This window comes from Aeromonas sp. FDAARGOS 1403 (assembly GCF_019047325.1).
Classification (GTDB): domain Bacteria; phylum Pseudomonadota; class Gammaproteobacteria; order Enterobacterales; family Aeromonadaceae; genus Aeromonas; species Aeromonas dhakensis.
In genome coordinates this window covers 2,465,251-2,480,962 of record NZ_CP077249.1, presented here as the reverse complement: position 1 = coordinate 2,480,962, position 15,712 = coordinate 2,465,251, and the positions used below count along the sequence as shown (strand labels likewise).

At 54.7% G+C, this 15,712-nt stretch carries 17 protein-coding genes; 3 read left to right on the top strand and 14 right to left on the bottom strand.

The features are described 5' to 3' along the window. Positions 1-27: 27 nt before the first annotated feature. The 12 genes from I6L33_RS11825 to I6L33_RS11770 all read right to left on the bottom strand — a co-directional run bounded on the left by I6L33_RS11825 (position 28) and on the right by I6L33_RS11770 (position 11,412). A complete protein-coding gene (locus I6L33_RS11825) occupies positions 28-966 on the bottom strand; it encodes a hypothetical protein (protein WP_216972567.1) in 939 nt (312 codons plus the stop codon). 301 nt (positions 967-1,267) lie between these two features. Continuing rightward, complete coding sequence (locus I6L33_RS11820; RefSeq protein WP_216972566.1) at positions 1,268-1,867, bottom strand: hypothetical protein; 600 nt, start codon at positions 1,865-1,867, stop codon at positions 1,268-1,270. Positions 1,868-1,934: 67 nt separating this feature from the next. Continuing rightward, positions 1,935-4,061, bottom strand: coding sequence for an OmpH family outer membrane protein (locus I6L33_RS11815; RefSeq protein ID WP_216972565.1), 2,127 nt, complete (start codon positions 4,059-4,061; stop codon positions 1,935-1,937). Further along, positions 4,061-5,758: a terminase gene (locus I6L33_RS11810; protein WP_216972564.1), complete on the bottom strand. Its 1,698-nt coding sequence runs from the start codon at positions 5,756-5,758 to the stop codon at positions 4,061-4,063. The genes I6L33_RS11815 and I6L33_RS11810 overlap by 1 nt, the downstream gene beginning before the upstream one ends. Positions 5,759-5,796: 38 nt before the next feature. Then, positions 5,797-6,513, bottom strand: coding sequence for a hypothetical protein (locus I6L33_RS11805; RefSeq protein WP_216972563.1), 717 nt, complete (start codon positions 6,511-6,513; stop codon positions 5,797-5,799). 40 nt (positions 6,514-6,553) lie between these two features. Next, entirely contained in the window at positions 6,554-7,426 is an 873-nt protein-coding gene (locus tag I6L33_RS11800; protein ID WP_216972562.1) for a terminase, read from the bottom strand. Next, the gene (locus I6L33_RS11795; protein WP_254204924.1) at positions 7,427-7,606 is read right to left on the bottom strand and encodes a hypothetical protein; all 180 of its coding nucleotides are present in this window, start codon (positions 7,604-7,606) and stop codon (positions 7,427-7,429) included. 43 nt (positions 7,607-7,649) lie between these two features. Then, entirely contained in the window at positions 7,650-8,204 is a 555-nt protein-coding gene (locus I6L33_RS11790; protein ID WP_216972560.1) for a DUF2514 domain-containing protein, read from the bottom strand. After that, positions 8,204-8,695, bottom strand: a complete 492-nt coding sequence (locus tag I6L33_RS11785; protein ID WP_216972559.1) for a lysozyme — start codon at positions 8,693-8,695, stop codon at positions 8,204-8,206. Before I6L33_RS11785 ends, I6L33_RS11790 begins: the two co-directional genes overlap by 1 nt. Continuing rightward, the gene (locus I6L33_RS11780) at positions 8,692-8,904 is read right to left on the bottom strand and encodes a hypothetical protein (RefSeq protein ID WP_060389365.1); all 213 of its coding nucleotides are present in this window, start codon (positions 8,902-8,904) and stop codon (positions 8,692-8,694) included. The genes I6L33_RS11785 and I6L33_RS11780 overlap by 4 nt, the downstream gene beginning before the upstream one ends. Positions 8,905-9,453: 549 nt before the next feature. Next, complete coding sequence (locus tag I6L33_RS11775) at positions 9,454-10,107, bottom strand: hypothetical protein (protein WP_211050878.1); 654 nt, start codon at positions 10,105-10,107, stop codon at positions 9,454-9,456. Positions 10,108-10,119: 12 nt separating this feature from the next. Continuing rightward, on the bottom strand, positions 10,120-11,412 hold the full coding sequence (locus tag I6L33_RS11770) for a DUF3427 domain-containing protein (RefSeq protein WP_216972558.1): 1,293 nt from the start codon (positions 11,410-11,412) through the stop codon (positions 10,120-10,122). 201 nt (positions 11,413-11,613) lie between these two features. Between I6L33_RS11770 and I6L33_RS11765 the strand changes: the two genes are divergently transcribed. Beyond that, positions 11,614-12,255, top strand: a complete 642-nt coding sequence (locus tag I6L33_RS11765) for a DUF1353 domain-containing protein (RefSeq protein WP_216972557.1) — start codon at positions 11,614-11,616, stop codon at positions 12,253-12,255. Positions 12,256-12,266: 11 nt separating this feature from the next. Here I6L33_RS11765 and I6L33_RS11760 read toward each other — a convergent pair whose 3' ends face one another. Beyond that, complete coding sequence (locus I6L33_RS11760; RefSeq protein WP_216972556.1) at positions 12,267-12,668, bottom strand: hypothetical protein; 402 nt, start codon at positions 12,666-12,668, stop codon at positions 12,267-12,269. Positions 12,669-12,928: 260 nt separating this feature from the next. Between I6L33_RS11760 and umuD the strand changes: the two genes are divergently transcribed. Both umuD and umuC read left to right on the top strand, forming a co-directional pair. Further along, a complete protein-coding gene (umuD, locus tag I6L33_RS11755; protein ID WP_041215973.1) occupies positions 12,929-13,351 on the top strand; it encodes a translesion error-prone DNA polymerase V autoproteolytic subunit in 423 nt (140 codons plus the stop codon). Continuing rightward, the gene (gene umuC / locus I6L33_RS11750; RefSeq protein WP_216972555.1) at positions 13,348-14,628 is read left to right on the top strand and encodes a translesion error-prone DNA polymerase V subunit UmuC; all 1,281 of its coding nucleotides are present in this window, start codon (positions 13,348-13,350) and stop codon (positions 14,626-14,628) included. The genes umuD and umuC overlap by 4 nt, the downstream gene beginning before the upstream one ends. Here the strand turns inward: umuC and I6L33_RS11745 are convergent. Continuing rightward, positions 14,600-14,953, bottom strand: coding sequence for a hypothetical protein (locus I6L33_RS11745; protein WP_216972554.1), 354 nt, complete (start codon positions 14,951-14,953; stop codon positions 14,600-14,602). The genes umuC and I6L33_RS11745 overlap by 29 nt on opposite strands. Between the last annotated feature and the right edge of the window lie 759 nt (positions 14,954-15,712).

Genomic DNA, 15,712 nt, shown 5'->3' with positions numbered 1-15,712 from the left:
GGTTGGCTTGTATAGATGGGTTGTGGGTTAAAGCCCGGACTGTTCCAGCAGGGCGTCAATCTGGGCGTCGGTCATGTTGCCGAACTCCCCGACCAGCTCGGTCTGGGACATGGCGCTATAACGCTCAACACCGGTAGCCGGCGCGTGATGGGTTTGGCCCAAGGCTGATGGACTGGACGGGATGTGGTCAGTAGGCTTTTCCGCTTCCTTGCTGGGTGCCTCAGCGGGGGGTGGCGCGGTGTCCACGGCATCACCAAAGGCCAGCTTGGTGCGACGAGCAGCCTCTGCGAATCGCTCATCCAGTGACTTTCCTTGCCACGCGGGGTCAGCCTGGAGCTTTTCATCGACGATGATGGCGAAGTCGAAACGGTCCTGGTCCTTTTCCCGCCAGCTCACCAGATCAGGTACCGCCTGCAGTGCGGCCTGCACCGGGGTGAGTGTGGGTTGAACCTGCTGCGGGGCTGCTTGTGGCTCCAGCTTTTGGAGCTTGCGAGCAATGGCTGCGATGGACTTGCCGAGATCCGGGTAGTCCTGCGCCAGCTGCTCGAGCTCCTCCTGACTGATGTCGTCGGGATCCACATCGGGGTTGATCCCGTGCTTCTCCATCAGCGCCTGCAGTTTGTCCCGTTCAGCCTGGGCCTGCTGCGATAACGCCAACTGCTCACGCAGCTGCTTGGCTTCATTGCGTGCCTGCTCCAGCACTTCATACGGGATGGTGTGTTGACCATTCTTGGCCAGGATCACCTTCTCAGGCTCCGTGGCCCCTTCACCGCCCTGCTCGGTGCTGGCTTGTTCGTGACCGGCTGCCACCTCGCCCGCCGACGGCGCGGGTTGCTCTACGTCCGTTTGCTTGGTGCCAGTGCCATTGTCCAGCTCGGCATCGGGCTCACGCTCGATCGCCTCCAGCATGGCTTCCAGTTCGTCCAGGCTTTCGGTCCCGGTCAGGTTGTCGATGTTCGTATCCATGGTTGTCCTCGTGGGTTTTCAGTGGGTGGTATCGCTGCCCAAGCGGGGGAAGGCTCTCGGAAAGAGCACTCCCCTGCTGGGGCTGGGCACAAAAAAACCAGCTCGAGGCTGGTTATAAAAAAGCCCGCAGGATACGGGCGAAAAGGTATAAGCACGGGAGTCTGTAGACTCATATCGAATATTACAGGCTGGAGGATGTACCGCTCTACTGTCATATTTCCCAAACAAAAAGGCCCAATCTCGAGAGACTGGGCCATGATGTGAAAATGCTAACGCTACGATGTCTTTTATGCAAGCGCTTCTATTCTTTATTATCAGAGCTCTCACTTTGGGGATTGATGTTTTGGATTGTGACTGGCACTGGCTGGGGTGCTTTAATCTCAGTGACGGTCTTAGTGGTAACTATCTGCTCTCCAGTTCCCTTATTACTTTCCTCAGCTTTTTGCGTAACTGTCGTCTTTGACTCAAGATTTGAAGCATATGAAAGCCATTTTTCAGCCAAGCCAGCAACAATTTCATTTGGCATGCCATTCATTTGGAGTTGGCAGAGATAGAACCCACCAGCAATTAAAAAAGACGTCTTTTCTGTCGAAACATTGATTGCTTGAGACAGCTTTATTGATTCATATTGGATTCTAACCATCTCCTCCGCCTTCTCCCTTGGGAATCCGGCCTTAATCAAATTCGCAACTGAATCATTCACAACTACATCATTTTTCGTTTGCTTATTCTCTGATGTAATTGCAAGTTGCATACACATTTTTTGACCCGGTGCAGGACTAACTCCAGCAGAAAGATTGCTATCCCATACAACTAACTTCGCACCATTATTATTCTGTATCGCATGTGTGCTACAGCCTGAAATTAACATCATGATAGATATGTAGATTAATGACTTCATACGACCTCCATTTTCGTAAAAAGTTGTTTTAACATAGCCCACATGATTATTTTCGGCGTGACCTCAGTCAAATTTCAATCATATCAATCTGCTGTTGAATTGCTTCAAGCAGCTGAGCCTGCAGGGCTGCCTGCTCAGTCTGCATCGCCTCCTGCTGGGCTGCCAGCTGCTCCATCTCCTGCAGCGTCTTGCCGGTCTGGGCCTGCTTGAGGGCATCCTCGAACCGGATAGAGTCAGTCAGCTTGGTGATGCGCTGGGCCTCCGCTTGCCACTTGGCGGCCTTGCCCTCCAACTCGGCCAACTTGGCCTGCATCTCGCGCATGGCCATCTCCTGCTCCATCTGTTGCTGCTGGGCCTGCTGCTCTGCCGCGGCACGCTCCTCGTCGTTCATTTCCTCTGGGTCTTTCTGGATGTTCAAGGCATTGCGGATCCGCTCTACAAACTCGGCCTTGCGCGGTACATCCATCAGCTCGACCAGCAGGTCAAAGCATGCTGCTGCAGCTTCTGGCGGCAACTGGGCCATAGCCTGGGTCATCCGCTCGGACAACTGCTGCTTGTAAGCTGCGGTTTGCTGGATCGGCGCCAGGGCGATATGAGCTCGCAGCCTGGTCACGTCGTTGGTCAGCTTGCCATCTTCTTGCTCCACGTTGAGGACCACCGCTTTGCGCCGGCGCGGATCGTCACGGTTTACCGTCACCTTGTAGTTGCGCTTGTTGGCCATATCCTCCAGCAGGTATGCCAAAGCCAGCTGCCCCACCTGCTGGCAACCCATCCGGTAGTTGTCGTTGATCTCGGAAAGAGTCGTAGCGCCCTGCTCTACCAGGTTGCTGATGGCCACCCCTGACTGGCCGGTTGAACCCTGCCCCAAGAAGGCCGCATAAACCCCCATGGTGTCCTGGATCAGCTTCACCGAGTCTTGCATCACCTGGAACTGCTGGGCCGCCACGTTGAAGTCCTGTTCCACCTTGAAGGCATCGCTCACGCTGGTCTTGTTGGCGCGGTCCGGGTTGAGCTCTATATAGCCATCCGGGCGCTCCACCTGCTCAAGCACCTGATCCCGGCTCATGTTGGTGGCGTCCTTGTCCATGATGACGCGCTTGGCCTGCAGCAGGAACGTCAGCTTGATTCGCCGCAGGTTGACCTCGTCTTGCGCCGGCATAGCCCGAGCAATCAGGCCGTATGGCTCGCCGGTGCGGTCTTTCCGGTACCCCCAGAACGGCACCAGCGGATACATGTTGTGGGGCGCAGTGCAGGGACGGTCAACCAGATGATGGGGGCCGACAAACCAGGACTCCCGGATCACGGCCACCGGGCGGCGTTCCAGCCTGGCCCGGCCCATGGCGAGCGCGGCCAAGTGCAACTGATTGGTCTTGTCGTACTCCAGCGCCCGGCCAGAGTCGAGCATCAGCACCTGACGCATGGTGTAGGTGCGGTAGTAGACCACCTGCAGCAACACCCGGTCCCGCTCTTGGCTGCACCACTCAACTTCCTTGCCGCTGAACTGGCTCCATTCGTCGTAAGCGCTGACCAGGTTGGGGTCGAGCCCCTCTACGGCGCTCAAGCTGACAACCCCTGCCCAGTCATTCACGCCCCACTCCAACGCTTGAGCCTTGCTCGGGAACATGGTCTTGGCCTCATCCAGATCGACCCAGCGGCGGCGCATCAGCCAGCGGCAGTCGCTCAGGTCCGGCTCCCGGCTGTGCCAATCCCAATAAACCTCGTCCCGATGGACGTTGCTGAACTTGTAGCGCGGGCCGAACGGGTCATCGCGCCGGCAGACCTCCACCCAGCCCATGCCGGTCTTTATCTGGCCGCTGTAGGCCTCGCCCCGGGCACGATCCAGTCCGCCCAGGCGGCACATGTCGGCGTATTCAGCATTGACGGCCTCGGCCAGCTGCTCAAGCTCATCGTCATGGTCATCGGCGATCACCATCAGATCGGTGCGGCTCTTGGCCTCCATTCCCAGCACGCCATCAATGGTCGGGGCGATGAGATTGTGGATGGTGATGGGCTGGCCCCGCTCCTTGAGCACCTTGACCACCTCAGGGGGCAGTTGGTCCCCGTCGTAGTAGGCGCAAGCCCGGTTCGCCATTGAGCGCCAGTCAGGCTGGCCGTTGATATCGCTCATCAATTTGAGCAGTCGCGGGGTATCGAGGCCACCTTTCTCAGGGGCCTTGGGTTGGGCGTTGATCATCAGTTGGCCATCCAGTGCTTGGGTTTGCGGGAGGTTTCGGGTTTGACGATGCGGGCCGGCATTCGGGCGCGCATCTCTTGGGCAATCATGTAGCTCATCAGTTGGTCGTCGTAGCAGCCGTCCTGGGCGTTCATGCTGCCGCTCTTGTCGTAGACGTAGGTAGTGGCTTCGGAAATGGTCCCAATCCAGCGGATCCCGGACTGCCCGGCACGCAGCAGGGCCTTGAGGCCATCAACCAGGATCGGCTTGGACTGCCGAGTGGTGAGCCAGCCGAGGCGCGGCGTCTCATCGTCGCGGTCCCGGTCGAGGTGCTCCTGGGTGTAGATGCGCCGGGTCGGGTAGATTTCACGGAGCTTGAGCAGCACGGCGTGACCGTGGTTGTTGCGCTCTGGGCCGATGTAGGCCGGGCCATACTCTGCAGTGCCGTAGAACCTGCCGACGTGGGCCAGCAGCTGGGCAAACAACCCGGGATCGAGGTGCCCGAACCAGTGGGCCACCTGCCGGCCGTCGCTCTTAGCATTCACATCGAAGCTTGAGCGGTCGCCGCGCTCCAGCCCTTCCGCTACGTCGGCGCCGATGGCGTAATCCTCGTCGGGGTCTGGCAGCTCCCAGACCAGCAGCATGTTCTCGAGGGAGCGCTGCCCCTGCTCGTCCAGCTTCTCTGGCTTTCGAGCCTTCTCCCGCTTGCCGGTCACCGGGTCGATGTCGTAGACGATGAGCGGGGCCATGCAATCGCCCTCGGCATCCATGGTATGGATGGGGTCGAATACCCGGCGCCCAGAGGTCAGGAAGGCCTCCAGCGGCGTGCTGGGAAACTCTTGCTTCATCTCGGCGCCCAGAGTGGACTCTTTCAACACGTACCACTGCCGCTGATCGTCGGTAATGGTGCAATCCATCGCCTTCTCTACCGCGGCGAAATACTCCGCCTGGGTCTTGCTCATCACCACGCCGGATGCCGGCACGTCGGCGCGATACTTGGGGTCTTGCCACCAGGCGAAGAAGTGGAACTTCCAGTCGAGCTGGCTGAGCTCTCCGGAGGCGCGTGCCAGCTCGAGGGACTTCATGCTCATGGCGTGGAAGTCGCCGCCCACGCCCTCCGCTGTTGATTCGATGAAGGCCACGGCGCCCGGGTGGATTGCCTGCAGGGTACCGGTGCGCACCTCCTTGGCCTTCTCAGGGTACTTGGCGCAAATCTTCCCGTGCTCGGAGACATGCAGGCGCTGGACGGTACCGGACCGGAACGAGGTAGCCACCTGGATGCTGGAGCCATGCCGGAACAGGATGTGACCGCCATTCGCCCCGCCGCGCCGGGTCACCACCTTGAACTGGGCCTTGAGCCAGCCCGGCAGGTTATCGAACGGCACTTCAATCTTGGTGCGGTAGATCTCGCCGGCGGCCGTCAGGTCCTGGGCAATGATCCCGCACTTGATGTTCTTGTTGAACAGCGCCTCGTCCAGCAGATAGATGTCGATGGCCGTAGAGAATCCGAGCTGACGTGCCTTGAGGATGATGTTCAGCCACCACATGGTCTTGAACAGCAGCTCCTGCGCCGGGCGCAACCGGAAGCGCACCAGCTGGCCTTGCTCGTTCTCGATCATGTAGAGGTTGTTCATCCTCCACCATTTATCGCTAAGCTTCTCGCGGATGTAGGCCATCTGCTCCTGCTCAGTCATGGCGGAGGTGTCGAGTTCGGTCATTGGTGGATCTCAGGCAATAAAAAACCCGCCGAAGCGGGTTAACTTTCAGTCAGGATAATTTCCGTTAGTTGAAATTCAGATAATTGCCATTTCAACAGTCGCTCTCTCATTTTTGCATCATCAGGGTATAGCAAGTTAAGAACTGGTGGAACGTAAACCTCAGGAGAAAAATCCTTCAAAACAAGACGTTCTTCCAGTTCAACCACTTTACTCAGAATGTAAATTATTAGACACACTCCATTGTATGCTGCCTTTATGTTGTTATCAGAATGAACGCCACTAAAACCTTCGGCTAGGCTTGCCTGCAACTTGCTAATATTTTCAGCCAGATTGAGGTTGACTATATTTACAGCATTCTCTGACTTTATTAATGCATCCTTCTGATTTGATGTAAGTGACAGTTTCTGATTTAGTCTTGATAGAGATAGGGACTCATTTCCATGTTCAATTGGCCCTATAGCTCTACTATGTTCGAAGCTTCTATTTTGGGCACATTTAGCTATTGAGTAACTCAGCAACTTGTAACGTTCCAGTATGTAAATAATATCACTATAAAAGCCCTTCTTTAGAGTATTGGAACTCTCAACTTCTATTCGTTTCGGTATTACTATTGACGCAAATAAAGTAATCAACAAGCCACTCACCATTGGATGAGATATGAAAGCATTAAATTTATCAAAAGAAATCGCCGCAACAAAAACAACACCCCCTATCATCGCAGACAAAATTAAAAAATTGCGGTCTTCAAATTTCATTTTCCACCCGGCATCATCTGAATTCTCAACATTATCTTATTTAACTCATCAGCCCGCCAGTCCCCATGTTGTGCAACTCGGCAACCATCTCGCTGACCGGAGTGGCCTCGCTGCCACCATCCTTCTCGAGCCGGTCGGCCTCGGCAGTCAGCTTGCGAGTCGCAGCCCGGATGCGGCGGGTATCCTCCTCGATCTTGGGCACGTTAACGGCATCAACCATCAGGGCGCTCAGGGTCCGCTCGATGGACTCAATCCGCTGGATGTTCCGGTCGAGGGCTTGCTCGGCTTTCAGGATCTTGTCGTAGAGCGCAATCCGGTCGGTCATCTCAGTGGCCGTGACCAGGTCCTGCTGCAACCCCTTGAGCAGCTTGGTGACAGAGATAACGCGCGCCCGGGTGAACTCCAGCTCATCACGTAGTTGGAGTTCGCGGGCCTGGTCGAATAACTCCTCGGCATCGAGGAACTTGGCATAACCACCGTGGGTCTTGGCTATCTGCATGCCGGGCTTGATGTTGGCGGGCGGGTTCGGGTTGCCTTCATACTCGCCTCGGACGAAGCGGCCAGCACCATCCCGCCCTTTGTTTTTCGAGGTCTGGTCCGGCTCGGGCTGAGATTGTGTGGATGAGGATGACTTCTCCCCTCTTCCCTCTCCCCCTTTGGTCTTGGCCTCATTCCCTTTGGCTTGCGCACTTTGCGCAGATTGCGCAGTTTTGCGCACTTCGGAATGCGCAGATTGCGCAGCTACGCGAGATTTTTTATAGGGCTCGGATGATTGCCCCCGAGATTTCAAATAGCGACGCGCCGAGTTGTAGTTCAGGCCGCGGCTGTTGCACCAGTCTTTCGCACTGATGCCTGTCGCTTCATGCTCCTGCAGGAACTCTGCATTGAGCTGTGCCCAGTCGGTCTTTGCCATTTAGATAGATAGCTCGCCTTCAACGATGGTATCGCCGGGTACCGGCTTGTGGGCTGCAGCGACTACCACAGACACACCAGAGGAAAGGACAACCACTGCCTCGGCTCCATCGTAGTGCTCCACGCGGGTGATAACCCCAGTCACATCGATACCGCTTACCATTTCACTGTTCCAATTCATCTGCATCACCTCCTCCCCTTCCCCAGAAAGACAAACCCCGCCGTTATGGGCGGGGTTTCTTGGTTGCGGTACGCAGAGAGTCATAGGCCCGCTCGCAGGCTAGTCCTGATATTCGAGATCGGTCATACGCTGCTGCCAGCTCACCCGCTCTTTCGTCAGCCCGGCTGAGCAGGTCGGCGAGCACCACGGCAGGCTGTTCGGCTGCCGGGCTTCCTTGGGGAGTGCTGGAATGGCTGGCGCACTGACTTGCTCGGGCGGCCAGGCGGCGGGCTTGCTCGCGCAGCCGGCCAGACTCAACGCCAGCAGCAGCGGCATCAGCTTGTGCTTGGGCGATCTGTTCTTGTGCATGGTCTCTCACCTCATCGATTTCTGCCTGCCGGCGCTGCTCTTCCTCCCGAGCCTTCAGCTCAGCCTTGGTCCTGGCTGTGGCGAGGCGGGCAGCCTCTTCATTCCACTTTGCCTCCCAGGTCTTGCGCTCCCCCTCCTCCCCAGCAGCATGACCGGAGCGATAGAGCACCACACCGCCGCCGGCCAGGGCGGCTATCACCAAGGCACCAGCCAGGAATGGCAGCACCTTGCTCTGCGGAGTCACACCCATCACTCCCCCTTGCACTTCGCATTGAGGCGCAGCCGGTCTTTCCAGAGCCCGGGGCAGACCCGGTTCCCTGGCGCCGAGCAGTCCTGGTTGCCGGCCCGCTTGAACAGTAGGATCGCTTCACAGGCCCCAGGGTAATCGCCATCGTTCAGGCGCTTCACGATGGTGGAACGGCAGAAGGCGCCGGGGCCGATGTTGTGGGAGAGCTCGACATAGGCGTCAAACTCATACTGGTGGAGTGGTACCTGGATGCATGCCTTGAGGGCATCCTCGAACACCCGCACCTCCCGAAGACTCCTGTTCACCGCGGCTACGGGCGTGATGGTGTCACCCATCTTGACCCCTTCGGTACTCCCAAAGCCTATTGTGGGTAGCTTGGTGCCATGTACCGGGTCGGGGTAAGCCGTCGGCTCAAACCCCTCCCGATTCAGGAGCCCCACAAAGCCCGCCGCGCTCAGACTGAGCGCGGCAATGGCAATGCGGACCTTGTTCATTTTGCACCTCCCTGCTGGCGACGCGGCTTGATGATGTTCGACCAGATAAACCAGATCATCTGAACCGCTATCCACATCAACGTGGCGGCCAGCACCCAGTCATTGAGCGAGTACCCGGCCAACGTCATGCCGGACACCACCACCGGCGGCGCGCTCTTTGCCACCCCCGCAGCAGCCGCAGCCGTCGCGAGATCTTCTTCTTTCCCCATGCATCGCCCCTCCAGAAACGACAAAGCCCGCACGAGGCGGGCCAGAAATGAAAAAGGCCAGGGTCACGGGGACTCTGGCCATCTTTGAGCAATACTAACGCTGGGGCGGCGGGGATTCAACCAGAAGCAGGCTCCCTAGTTATTTGGCCTCTTCGCTCTCTCCAACGCTTCACCAGAAGCACGATAAGACACATCGGTCCCAGTACCAACAGGCAAACCAAGCTCACCATCAATTTTGCAAATTTCCGATCGAATGAGCATTTTATTGACGCGTCATAGACAACATTTTCATCCCCATGCCAGTAGTCAATGATGCGCTGAACAGCATACCTGCTGTATGGGTACAGCATGCCTAGCACTAGAAACTCCACAGTAATGATGAGCCAGCTCACCACTGGTACATGATTTTTTTGGGGCGTTATGAGAGTCATTGCAACAGGGAATGCCACAAAAAGGCATAAGACCACTATCAACTGTCGTTTAAAGAAATCCCTGGGTAACAATAAAATTGTATTTTCCTTCAACGCCTAATACCTCTATGCCAAATTTTCACTTCTGCTCTGGTTTGAACTTCGATGTTTCTTCTCTACTCACTGAAAATGAATCTTGAGCAAAATATTTAACCCGGTCATTCTCTTTATCATACACAGCACAATTTTTTGCCCCACAATACAAAAAAGGATATCCTTTTTCATCACCATCAATGTAAACGAGGGGGGCATCACCATTCTTTATCTTTTCAATATTTGCCAGTGCATCAACTCCACCTTGCCGCTCATGATTTACAATGGCAAATATACATAAGATGGCACAAGAGAGAGCCATCCAGGTTGCTAGCCTTATATTTCCGAGCCGTCTCATAATATAGCTCTCTCTTCTAAACTTGATCCCAATCCTCCTCAATGGCTTGAGAACTCTGCGAGCATTTGAAAATCTATTATGATTAGAAGCCCTGAACATCCTATGCATTTCCATTTTTATTTCATATGCAGTGAACGCTATAATAAACAAAACAAACGGCAAAGCCATAAAATATGGTAGGTTGATGATAAAACCATGATAAAGAACTTGATGAAAACTGCGTTCCATTAAATCAGAATCTAGTCCCAGTCTTCTCAGCAATGCATTGGTATATGCCGTGCTTGACGCGAACAGAAAAGCCGTAGTAAGAACTATTAGCCCTGCACTATTCAAAAGTCCCATTTCTCCTCCTTGTCAGACTGGGATTGCTTTGTAGGTCGTAGGTACCAGCTCAAAACCTGTCGAGATATCACCATTTTTCACATAAAACTCTGCGCTATTTGCCTCGCGAGAGTAACTGTGTACCCGGTATAAGCAGAATTGCTCTTGGTGCTTTCGAGAGACCATCCTCTCATTCTCGCTTATGTAGAACGGTGTGGAAGCCGGTCCTGTGGTGGTCTTGACCTCAATGAACCTCTCCCCTCCATCCAGATTGAATGAAAGAATGTCGTATCCAGCAGCAGAATCACTCAAGGCAACATGCTCGACCCTCGCGGCCAGGTCGTTACGTCCAGCTTCACGTAACCGCTCTTGTTCATGCGCCATAACCAGGAGCTCACCAGCTAAGCCTAAGTCTCTGTTTCTCTGTTCTCTGGCTGCCCAGTCGACAATGCCACCTTTGGCCCCCTTCCCTCCTTTTCCTGTTTTCTGAGTAGCCTTCGGCGGCAGTCCTTCCGTCAAGGTCCCGGGCTGGGCTTGCTCCGGTTCGGGATGATACAGGGGTGATAAGGCAGGTCGGATGTACGCTGAGAAGTGGGAACGGACGTCCGATGGCAAAGGCCAGGTCAAGAGTCTCCAAGTGAAATGGACAGGGTTCTTTGACAGGGGATCCCAATCATTGAAGGCCAGCGGCCCCATGTAGGTGTAGTCCTCCTTTTTCGATGTTCGGAGGAACAACCGAGCGTTATGGATATTCTCGTCATGCTCAACCAACCGCTGTATTTGAGGAGAATCCGGTGTTTGTTGGTTCTGCGACTTCCAGATAAGAAGGCCATCCTCAGTCAGGGCATCATCATAGTCATTACTCTCATGCATACCGAGAGTAACAAAGAAGACAAAATCTCTTTCACTCGGAGCCTTGCTGACAATTCCGGATAGCCCCCATGACCCAGCGCCCGGAGTAAATGACACCCCAGGAGCTAGAATTGCCGCGACCTCTTCGCGGGAATAATGATGGAACACCTGCAGGCGGGTTGGCACATCCTTGCTGACAATTGTAAATCCAAGCTTCTCTAAGATGTTGAAGCAAGGGCTGTTCAAGCCGCCAGAGAACCTTGACGAAGGAAACTCATGGCCAAGGAGGTTTTGAGCAGCCAACCCCAGGATAGCTTTTGGAGGATAACGTTGTTCATCAACGAGCAGGTCATATGTAGTGGAGTCCTGATAGGTTGGGACTACACCGCCAAGGTGCTGATAGGTTTCCGCTGCACGTACTATGTGATCTCTAGTTAACCCACTCAATGCTTCAATGAGCTCCTTGTGCTTCATTTTTTGTCTTTTCACCGCAGTCACATCGCCATTCCAAAGATCAGTGATGAAGCAATATATCACTAGATCAGCCTCAAACGCAGCACGCACCTTTCAACGAGCTTCTCATACAAAAAATTCTGCTGATAAGTCGTAATTGACTTGGCAAATCCAACTGTAGGCCCTAACGTTTAAGGCTGATTATTGAACAAGGAGGTTCATGTGAAGACTTCAGTGATTCTGCTCGCAGGGCTACTCTGCGGCTGCGCAGCGACAACACCTATGACCACACCGATGACAGCAACATTAACTGGTGATGGGAAATACTGGGTGCTTTATCAACCTTTGGAATATAGGGACCCAACAACAGGTATGGTTATCACTGCACCTAGAGGATTCGCCACAGATTTAGCAAGCGTGCCAAGGATGTTTTGGGCAGTATTCCCTCCTTGTGGTCAGTACACTCCAGCTGCCGTAATTCATGATTACCTTTACTGGACTCAACCAGCAAATTGCAATAAGGAATGTGCTGACCGCATTCTCTTAAATGCGATGTCTGACGCTAACGTTTCGGAAAGGACACGAAAAAGTATCTATTATGCGGTGAAATACGCAGGGCAAAAATCATGGGATGATAATAAAAAAGCAAAAATGAACCATACGATCAGGTTCGTGCCTGAAGAGTACATGAATTTTGGCCCTTATGACACCTGGCAGCAGATCGAAGAACGCATACGTACAGGTAAGAATGTAGAAGCTATTCAAGCCACCATGTTGAAAGGCTCATCAGATTACACGCCTACCTCAAGTATTTCCCTGCTGGCAGCAGAAACTGTGTATAAACAATGCTCTCGCGCAGGTTAATAAACATGTAATTAATGAGGGGCCTGTATAGTATCGAGACAGTCTTTGAAGACTCTGTTCCATTCAGTGTCTTGTGTGACCCCTTGCATAGAGATCCCGATATTTAGCAAAGCCTCTTCCCATACTTGAGTATCTCGGAAGGCTTTCACCTTGGCTTGCCCCTGGCTCAACCCATCTTCTTGGGCATATGCAGCAAGCAGTTTCTCGGATGAGGTTGAATAGAGCCTCTCGAAGTAGGCTAGATCTGTTGCATCACGCACCTCAGTGCGCAATGCAATCAATTCATCCCTATCCCGCACCGAGTAGGCCTTCGCATCTTCGACAAAGGAGTCACAGGTCAGGTATGCACCATCGCTATGGCCTTGGGATCCCAGGGCCGCAAGTAGTGGGATAAGAGCTAGCAAGGTATTCATCCTGTCCACCTATGAAAGCGCTGTGGACTCAAACTCTAGTATCCCTCATTGAATCCAGCAATGGAGGCGGCGAGTGCAATAGACGTCTTCCTCATCTGCGCTCAATGACACATGCGGCTCGTCCAACCAAGCATCACCTCATGCCGACATATGGAAATCATCAGATGACCCCACCAGGCCTGGTTTCAATCGCCTCACGGTGATCTTACTTCTGCTCAACGCTATACTGTATTTATATACAGCACAATAGAGTTCCAAACATGTACGCAGTTCCCGACCTTGACGCCCCGGCGTTGGAAATCCCCCTGTTCCTCTCCCCGGCCGCCTGCGGCTTCCCGTCTCCCGCCCAGGACTATGTGGAGCAAACCATCGACCTGAACCAGCTCTGCATCGCACACCCGGCGGCAACATACTTCGTTCGGGCAGCCGGTGACAGCATGGTGGATCACGGGATCCGTGATGGTGACCTGCTGATAGTGGACCGCAGCCGCAAGGCGCGGCATGGCAGCGTGGTGGTCGCCGCGGTCGATGGCGAATTCACGGTGAAGGAGCTGCAGCTTGAGCCATCGATAGCGCTGCTGCCTGGCAACCGGGCCTATCGGCCCATCCATTTCAGTGAGGGGCAGGAGCTGGAAATCTTCGGAGTGGTGACCGGTGTCGTGCACCTGATGCCAACCCCATGAACAAACACAGTGCTGTTGCCCTGGTTGATGTGAACAACTTCTACGCCTCCTGCGAGCGGCTGTTCCGACCTGACTTGAAGGGACGGCCCATAGTGGTGCTCTCCAACAACGACGGCTGTGTGGTGGCCCGCTCAGCGGAGGCCAAGGCGCTAGGCATCAAGATGGGGGTCCCCTACTTCCAGATCCGCCAGTTCTTTGAGGCCATGGGCGGGGTCTGGTTCTCCAGCAACTACGCGCTCTACGGTGACATGAGCCAGCGGGTGATGAGCATTCTGGAGGGGATGGCCCCGGCGGTGGAGGTATACAGTATCGATGAAGCGTTCATTGAGCTGAGCGAGAGATGGGCGGGCGATCTGGTGGAGTATGGCCGCCAAGTCCGCGAGCGGGTGCTGCAATGGACGGGCCTCACCGTCGGAGTGGGTATTGCACCGACAAAGACCCTGGCCAAGCTGGCGAACTACGCCGCCAAGAAGTGGCCGGCTACCGGGGGCGTGGTAGATCTGCGGGATGAAGGGCGGCGCGCCAGGCTGATGGCCATCACCCCGATCGAGGAGGTATGGGGCATTGGCCGCCGGCTAACCGCCAAGCTTGAAGCCCAAGGGATCAAGATGGTGGCCGATCTAGTAGGCGCTGACCCCAAGGCACTGCGGCGCCGGTATGGCGTGGTGGTCGAACGTACGGTGCAGGAGCTGCGGGGGATCCCCTGCGCCGAGCTGGAGCAAGAGGCCCAGGCCAAGCAACAGATCATCTGCAGCCGGAGTTTCGGCGAGCGCATCACCCAGATCGGCCCCATGCACCAGGCGCTGGCCGGCTATATGGAGCGGGCAGCGGAGAAGCTCCGGGGGGAAGGGATGTGCTGCCGCCACGTCACCCTGTTCATCCGCACGAGCCCGTTCAGCGACAAGGCCCCATACTACGGCAACCAGGTGAGCACCAAGCTAGCCATGTCCACCAATGACACCCGGGCGCTGCTGGCACTGATCCCCCAACTACTCCCCCGCATCTGGCGCGATGAGCAGCATTATCAGAAGGGCGGCATCATGCTGGCCGACTTCACCCCGGCACACATGCAGCAGGGCGACCTGTTCGCTGCGAAGCAGCAATCACCACGCAGCGAGGCGCTGATGCAGGTCATCGACAAGATCAATCATGGGCGGCTGGGCAAGGTCTACTTCGCGGCCCGCGGCCGGGATACCCGGGAATGGATGATGAAGCGGGAGCAGCTCAGCCCTCGCTATACCACATGTTTCAACGAGCTGCCTTCGGTGAAGGCATGAGCTTCACTAGCTTTGCTAGCTGTTGCTGAATTGGCTTCCACTTTGGATCTGGTGGCACCCTATCCATCCTGGGGGCCGGCTCTTGGTGAATACAAAGCACCTTAATAAAAACGCGCTTTGGCGCTTTCCCCTCTTCTCTCAGTCCGCGACGAACCTTCACGGACTTTTCCACCCAATCGGAGGTGCGCAGGTAGTTCATCAGCTTGCCAGCCTGCGCACTTGAGATGTCAAAAGCCTCAACGACATCGTAAACGTCGAAGAAATCACCATAGAGAAGACCCCATCCGGCGACCCGTTGAGCGTGGGTCCTCAGCTTACTTTCCATGCGCTTCCTTGAAGGATGAAAGATGTCAAGGCCTGGGGGTAGGCCAAAATTCTATCGTGCGACTCGTCACACAAATTGCATATTAGCAAAAAATGGACTCGCTTCTCCCACAGCCCTTACGTAACAAGAGGTTCAGGGTAATGAAGCCCCCGTTTTCGCAAGCAAAAAAAGTTATTTAAATTTTCCATGTTCGATCATCAGACTTGCATTTACTGGATCGGACGGATGAAAACCCACTCGCTGTGAGCGTCCACTAACACAAAGCGGAACACCCACGACTTATCCACAGACAATCACTTATCCACAGATTGCAAAGCCGGGCTGACCTAATTATCTTGTAGTGCGAATTCAAAATAACACTATATCTTGGGATTAGGGCTCAAGAGACCGAGCTCAGTGACACTGAGCAGGTATCAAAATGGAGAAATGGGATGATGCAATACCAGACAATTTATCCACCGCCAGAGGGAGATCCTACATGGCAAAATCAAGGCGCTCGAAAGGGCGACAAAGATCGGCTACGGCCGAAAATACGAAGACCCCACAGTTACACACTGCAGGGTCTTCAGAAAGCAGAGGGTCAATGTTACAAGCATTGTCCTCTCTGAAAGAAGCGCTTCCGGTAATAATCAGTGTTTTGACTGCCATCAAAACCCTCGTAGAAGTGCTCCAATCGTTAACCAATAACGTGTAAACACCAAAGGCCTTCGGGCCTTTTTTTTTGCGTTTGCAAACCTGTTTACAGCCCGAATCATGGCT

What these genes read in the sequence shown, in the direction of transcription:
- I6L33_RS11825 (WP_216972567.1), bottom strand. Translation starts at nt 966, where the DNA reads ATGGATACGAACATCGACAACCTGACCGGGACCGAAAGCCTGGACGAA.
- I6L33_RS11820 (WP_216972566.1), bottom strand. Translation starts at nt 1,867, where the DNA reads ATGAAGTCATTAATCTACATATCTATCATGATGTTAATTTCAGGCTGT.
- I6L33_RS11815 (WP_216972565.1), bottom strand. Translation starts at nt 4,061, where the DNA reads ATGATCAACGCCCAACCCAAGGCCCCTGAGAAAGGTGGCCTCGATACC.
- I6L33_RS11810 (WP_216972564.1), bottom strand. Translation starts at nt 5,758, where the DNA reads ATGACCGAACTCGACACCTCCGCCATGACTGAGCAGGAGCAGATGGCC.
- I6L33_RS11805 (WP_216972563.1), bottom strand. Translation starts at nt 6,513, where the DNA reads ATGAAATTTGAAGACCGCAATTTTTTAATTTTGTCTGCGATGATAGGG.
- I6L33_RS11800 (WP_216972562.1), bottom strand. Translation starts at nt 7,426, where the DNA reads ATGGCAAAGACCGACTGGGCACAGCTCAATGCAGAGTTCCTGCAGGAG.
- I6L33_RS11795 (WP_254204924.1), bottom strand. Translation starts at nt 7,606, where the DNA reads ATGAATTGGAACAGTGAAATGGTAAGCGGTATCGATGTGACTGGGGTT.
- I6L33_RS11790 (WP_216972560.1), bottom strand. Translation starts at nt 8,204, where the DNA reads ATGGGTGTGACTCCGCAGAGCAAGGTGCTGCCATTCCTGGCTGGTGCC.
- I6L33_RS11785 (WP_216972559.1), bottom strand. Translation starts at nt 8,695, where the DNA reads ATGAACAAGGTCCGCATTGCCATTGCCGCGCTCAGTCTGAGCGCGGCG.
- I6L33_RS11780 (WP_060389365.1), bottom strand. Translation starts at nt 8,904, where the DNA reads ATGGGGAAAGAAGAAGATCTCGCGACGGCTGCGGCTGCTGCGGGGGTG.
- I6L33_RS11775 (WP_211050878.1), bottom strand. Translation starts at nt 10,107, where the DNA reads ATGGGACTTTTGAATAGTGCAGGGCTAATAGTTCTTACTACGGCTTTT.
- I6L33_RS11770 (WP_216972558.1), bottom strand. Translation starts at nt 11,412, where the DNA reads ATGAAGCACAAGGAGCTCATTGAAGCATTGAGTGGGTTAACTAGAGAT.
- I6L33_RS11760 (WP_216972556.1), bottom strand. Translation starts at nt 12,668, where the DNA reads ATGAATACCTTGCTAGCTCTTATCCCACTACTTGCGGCCCTGGGATCC.
- umuD (WP_041215973.1), top strand. Translation starts at nt 12,929, where the DNA reads ATGTACGCAGTTCCCGACCTTGACGCCCCGGCGTTGGAAATCCCCCTG.
- umuC (WP_216972555.1), top strand. Translation starts at nt 13,348, where the DNA reads ATGAACAAACACAGTGCTGTTGCCCTGGTTGATGTGAACAACTTCTAC.
- I6L33_RS11745 (WP_216972554.1), bottom strand. Translation starts at nt 14,953, where the DNA reads ATGGAAAGTAAGCTGAGGACCCACGCTCAACGGGTCGCCGGATGGGGT.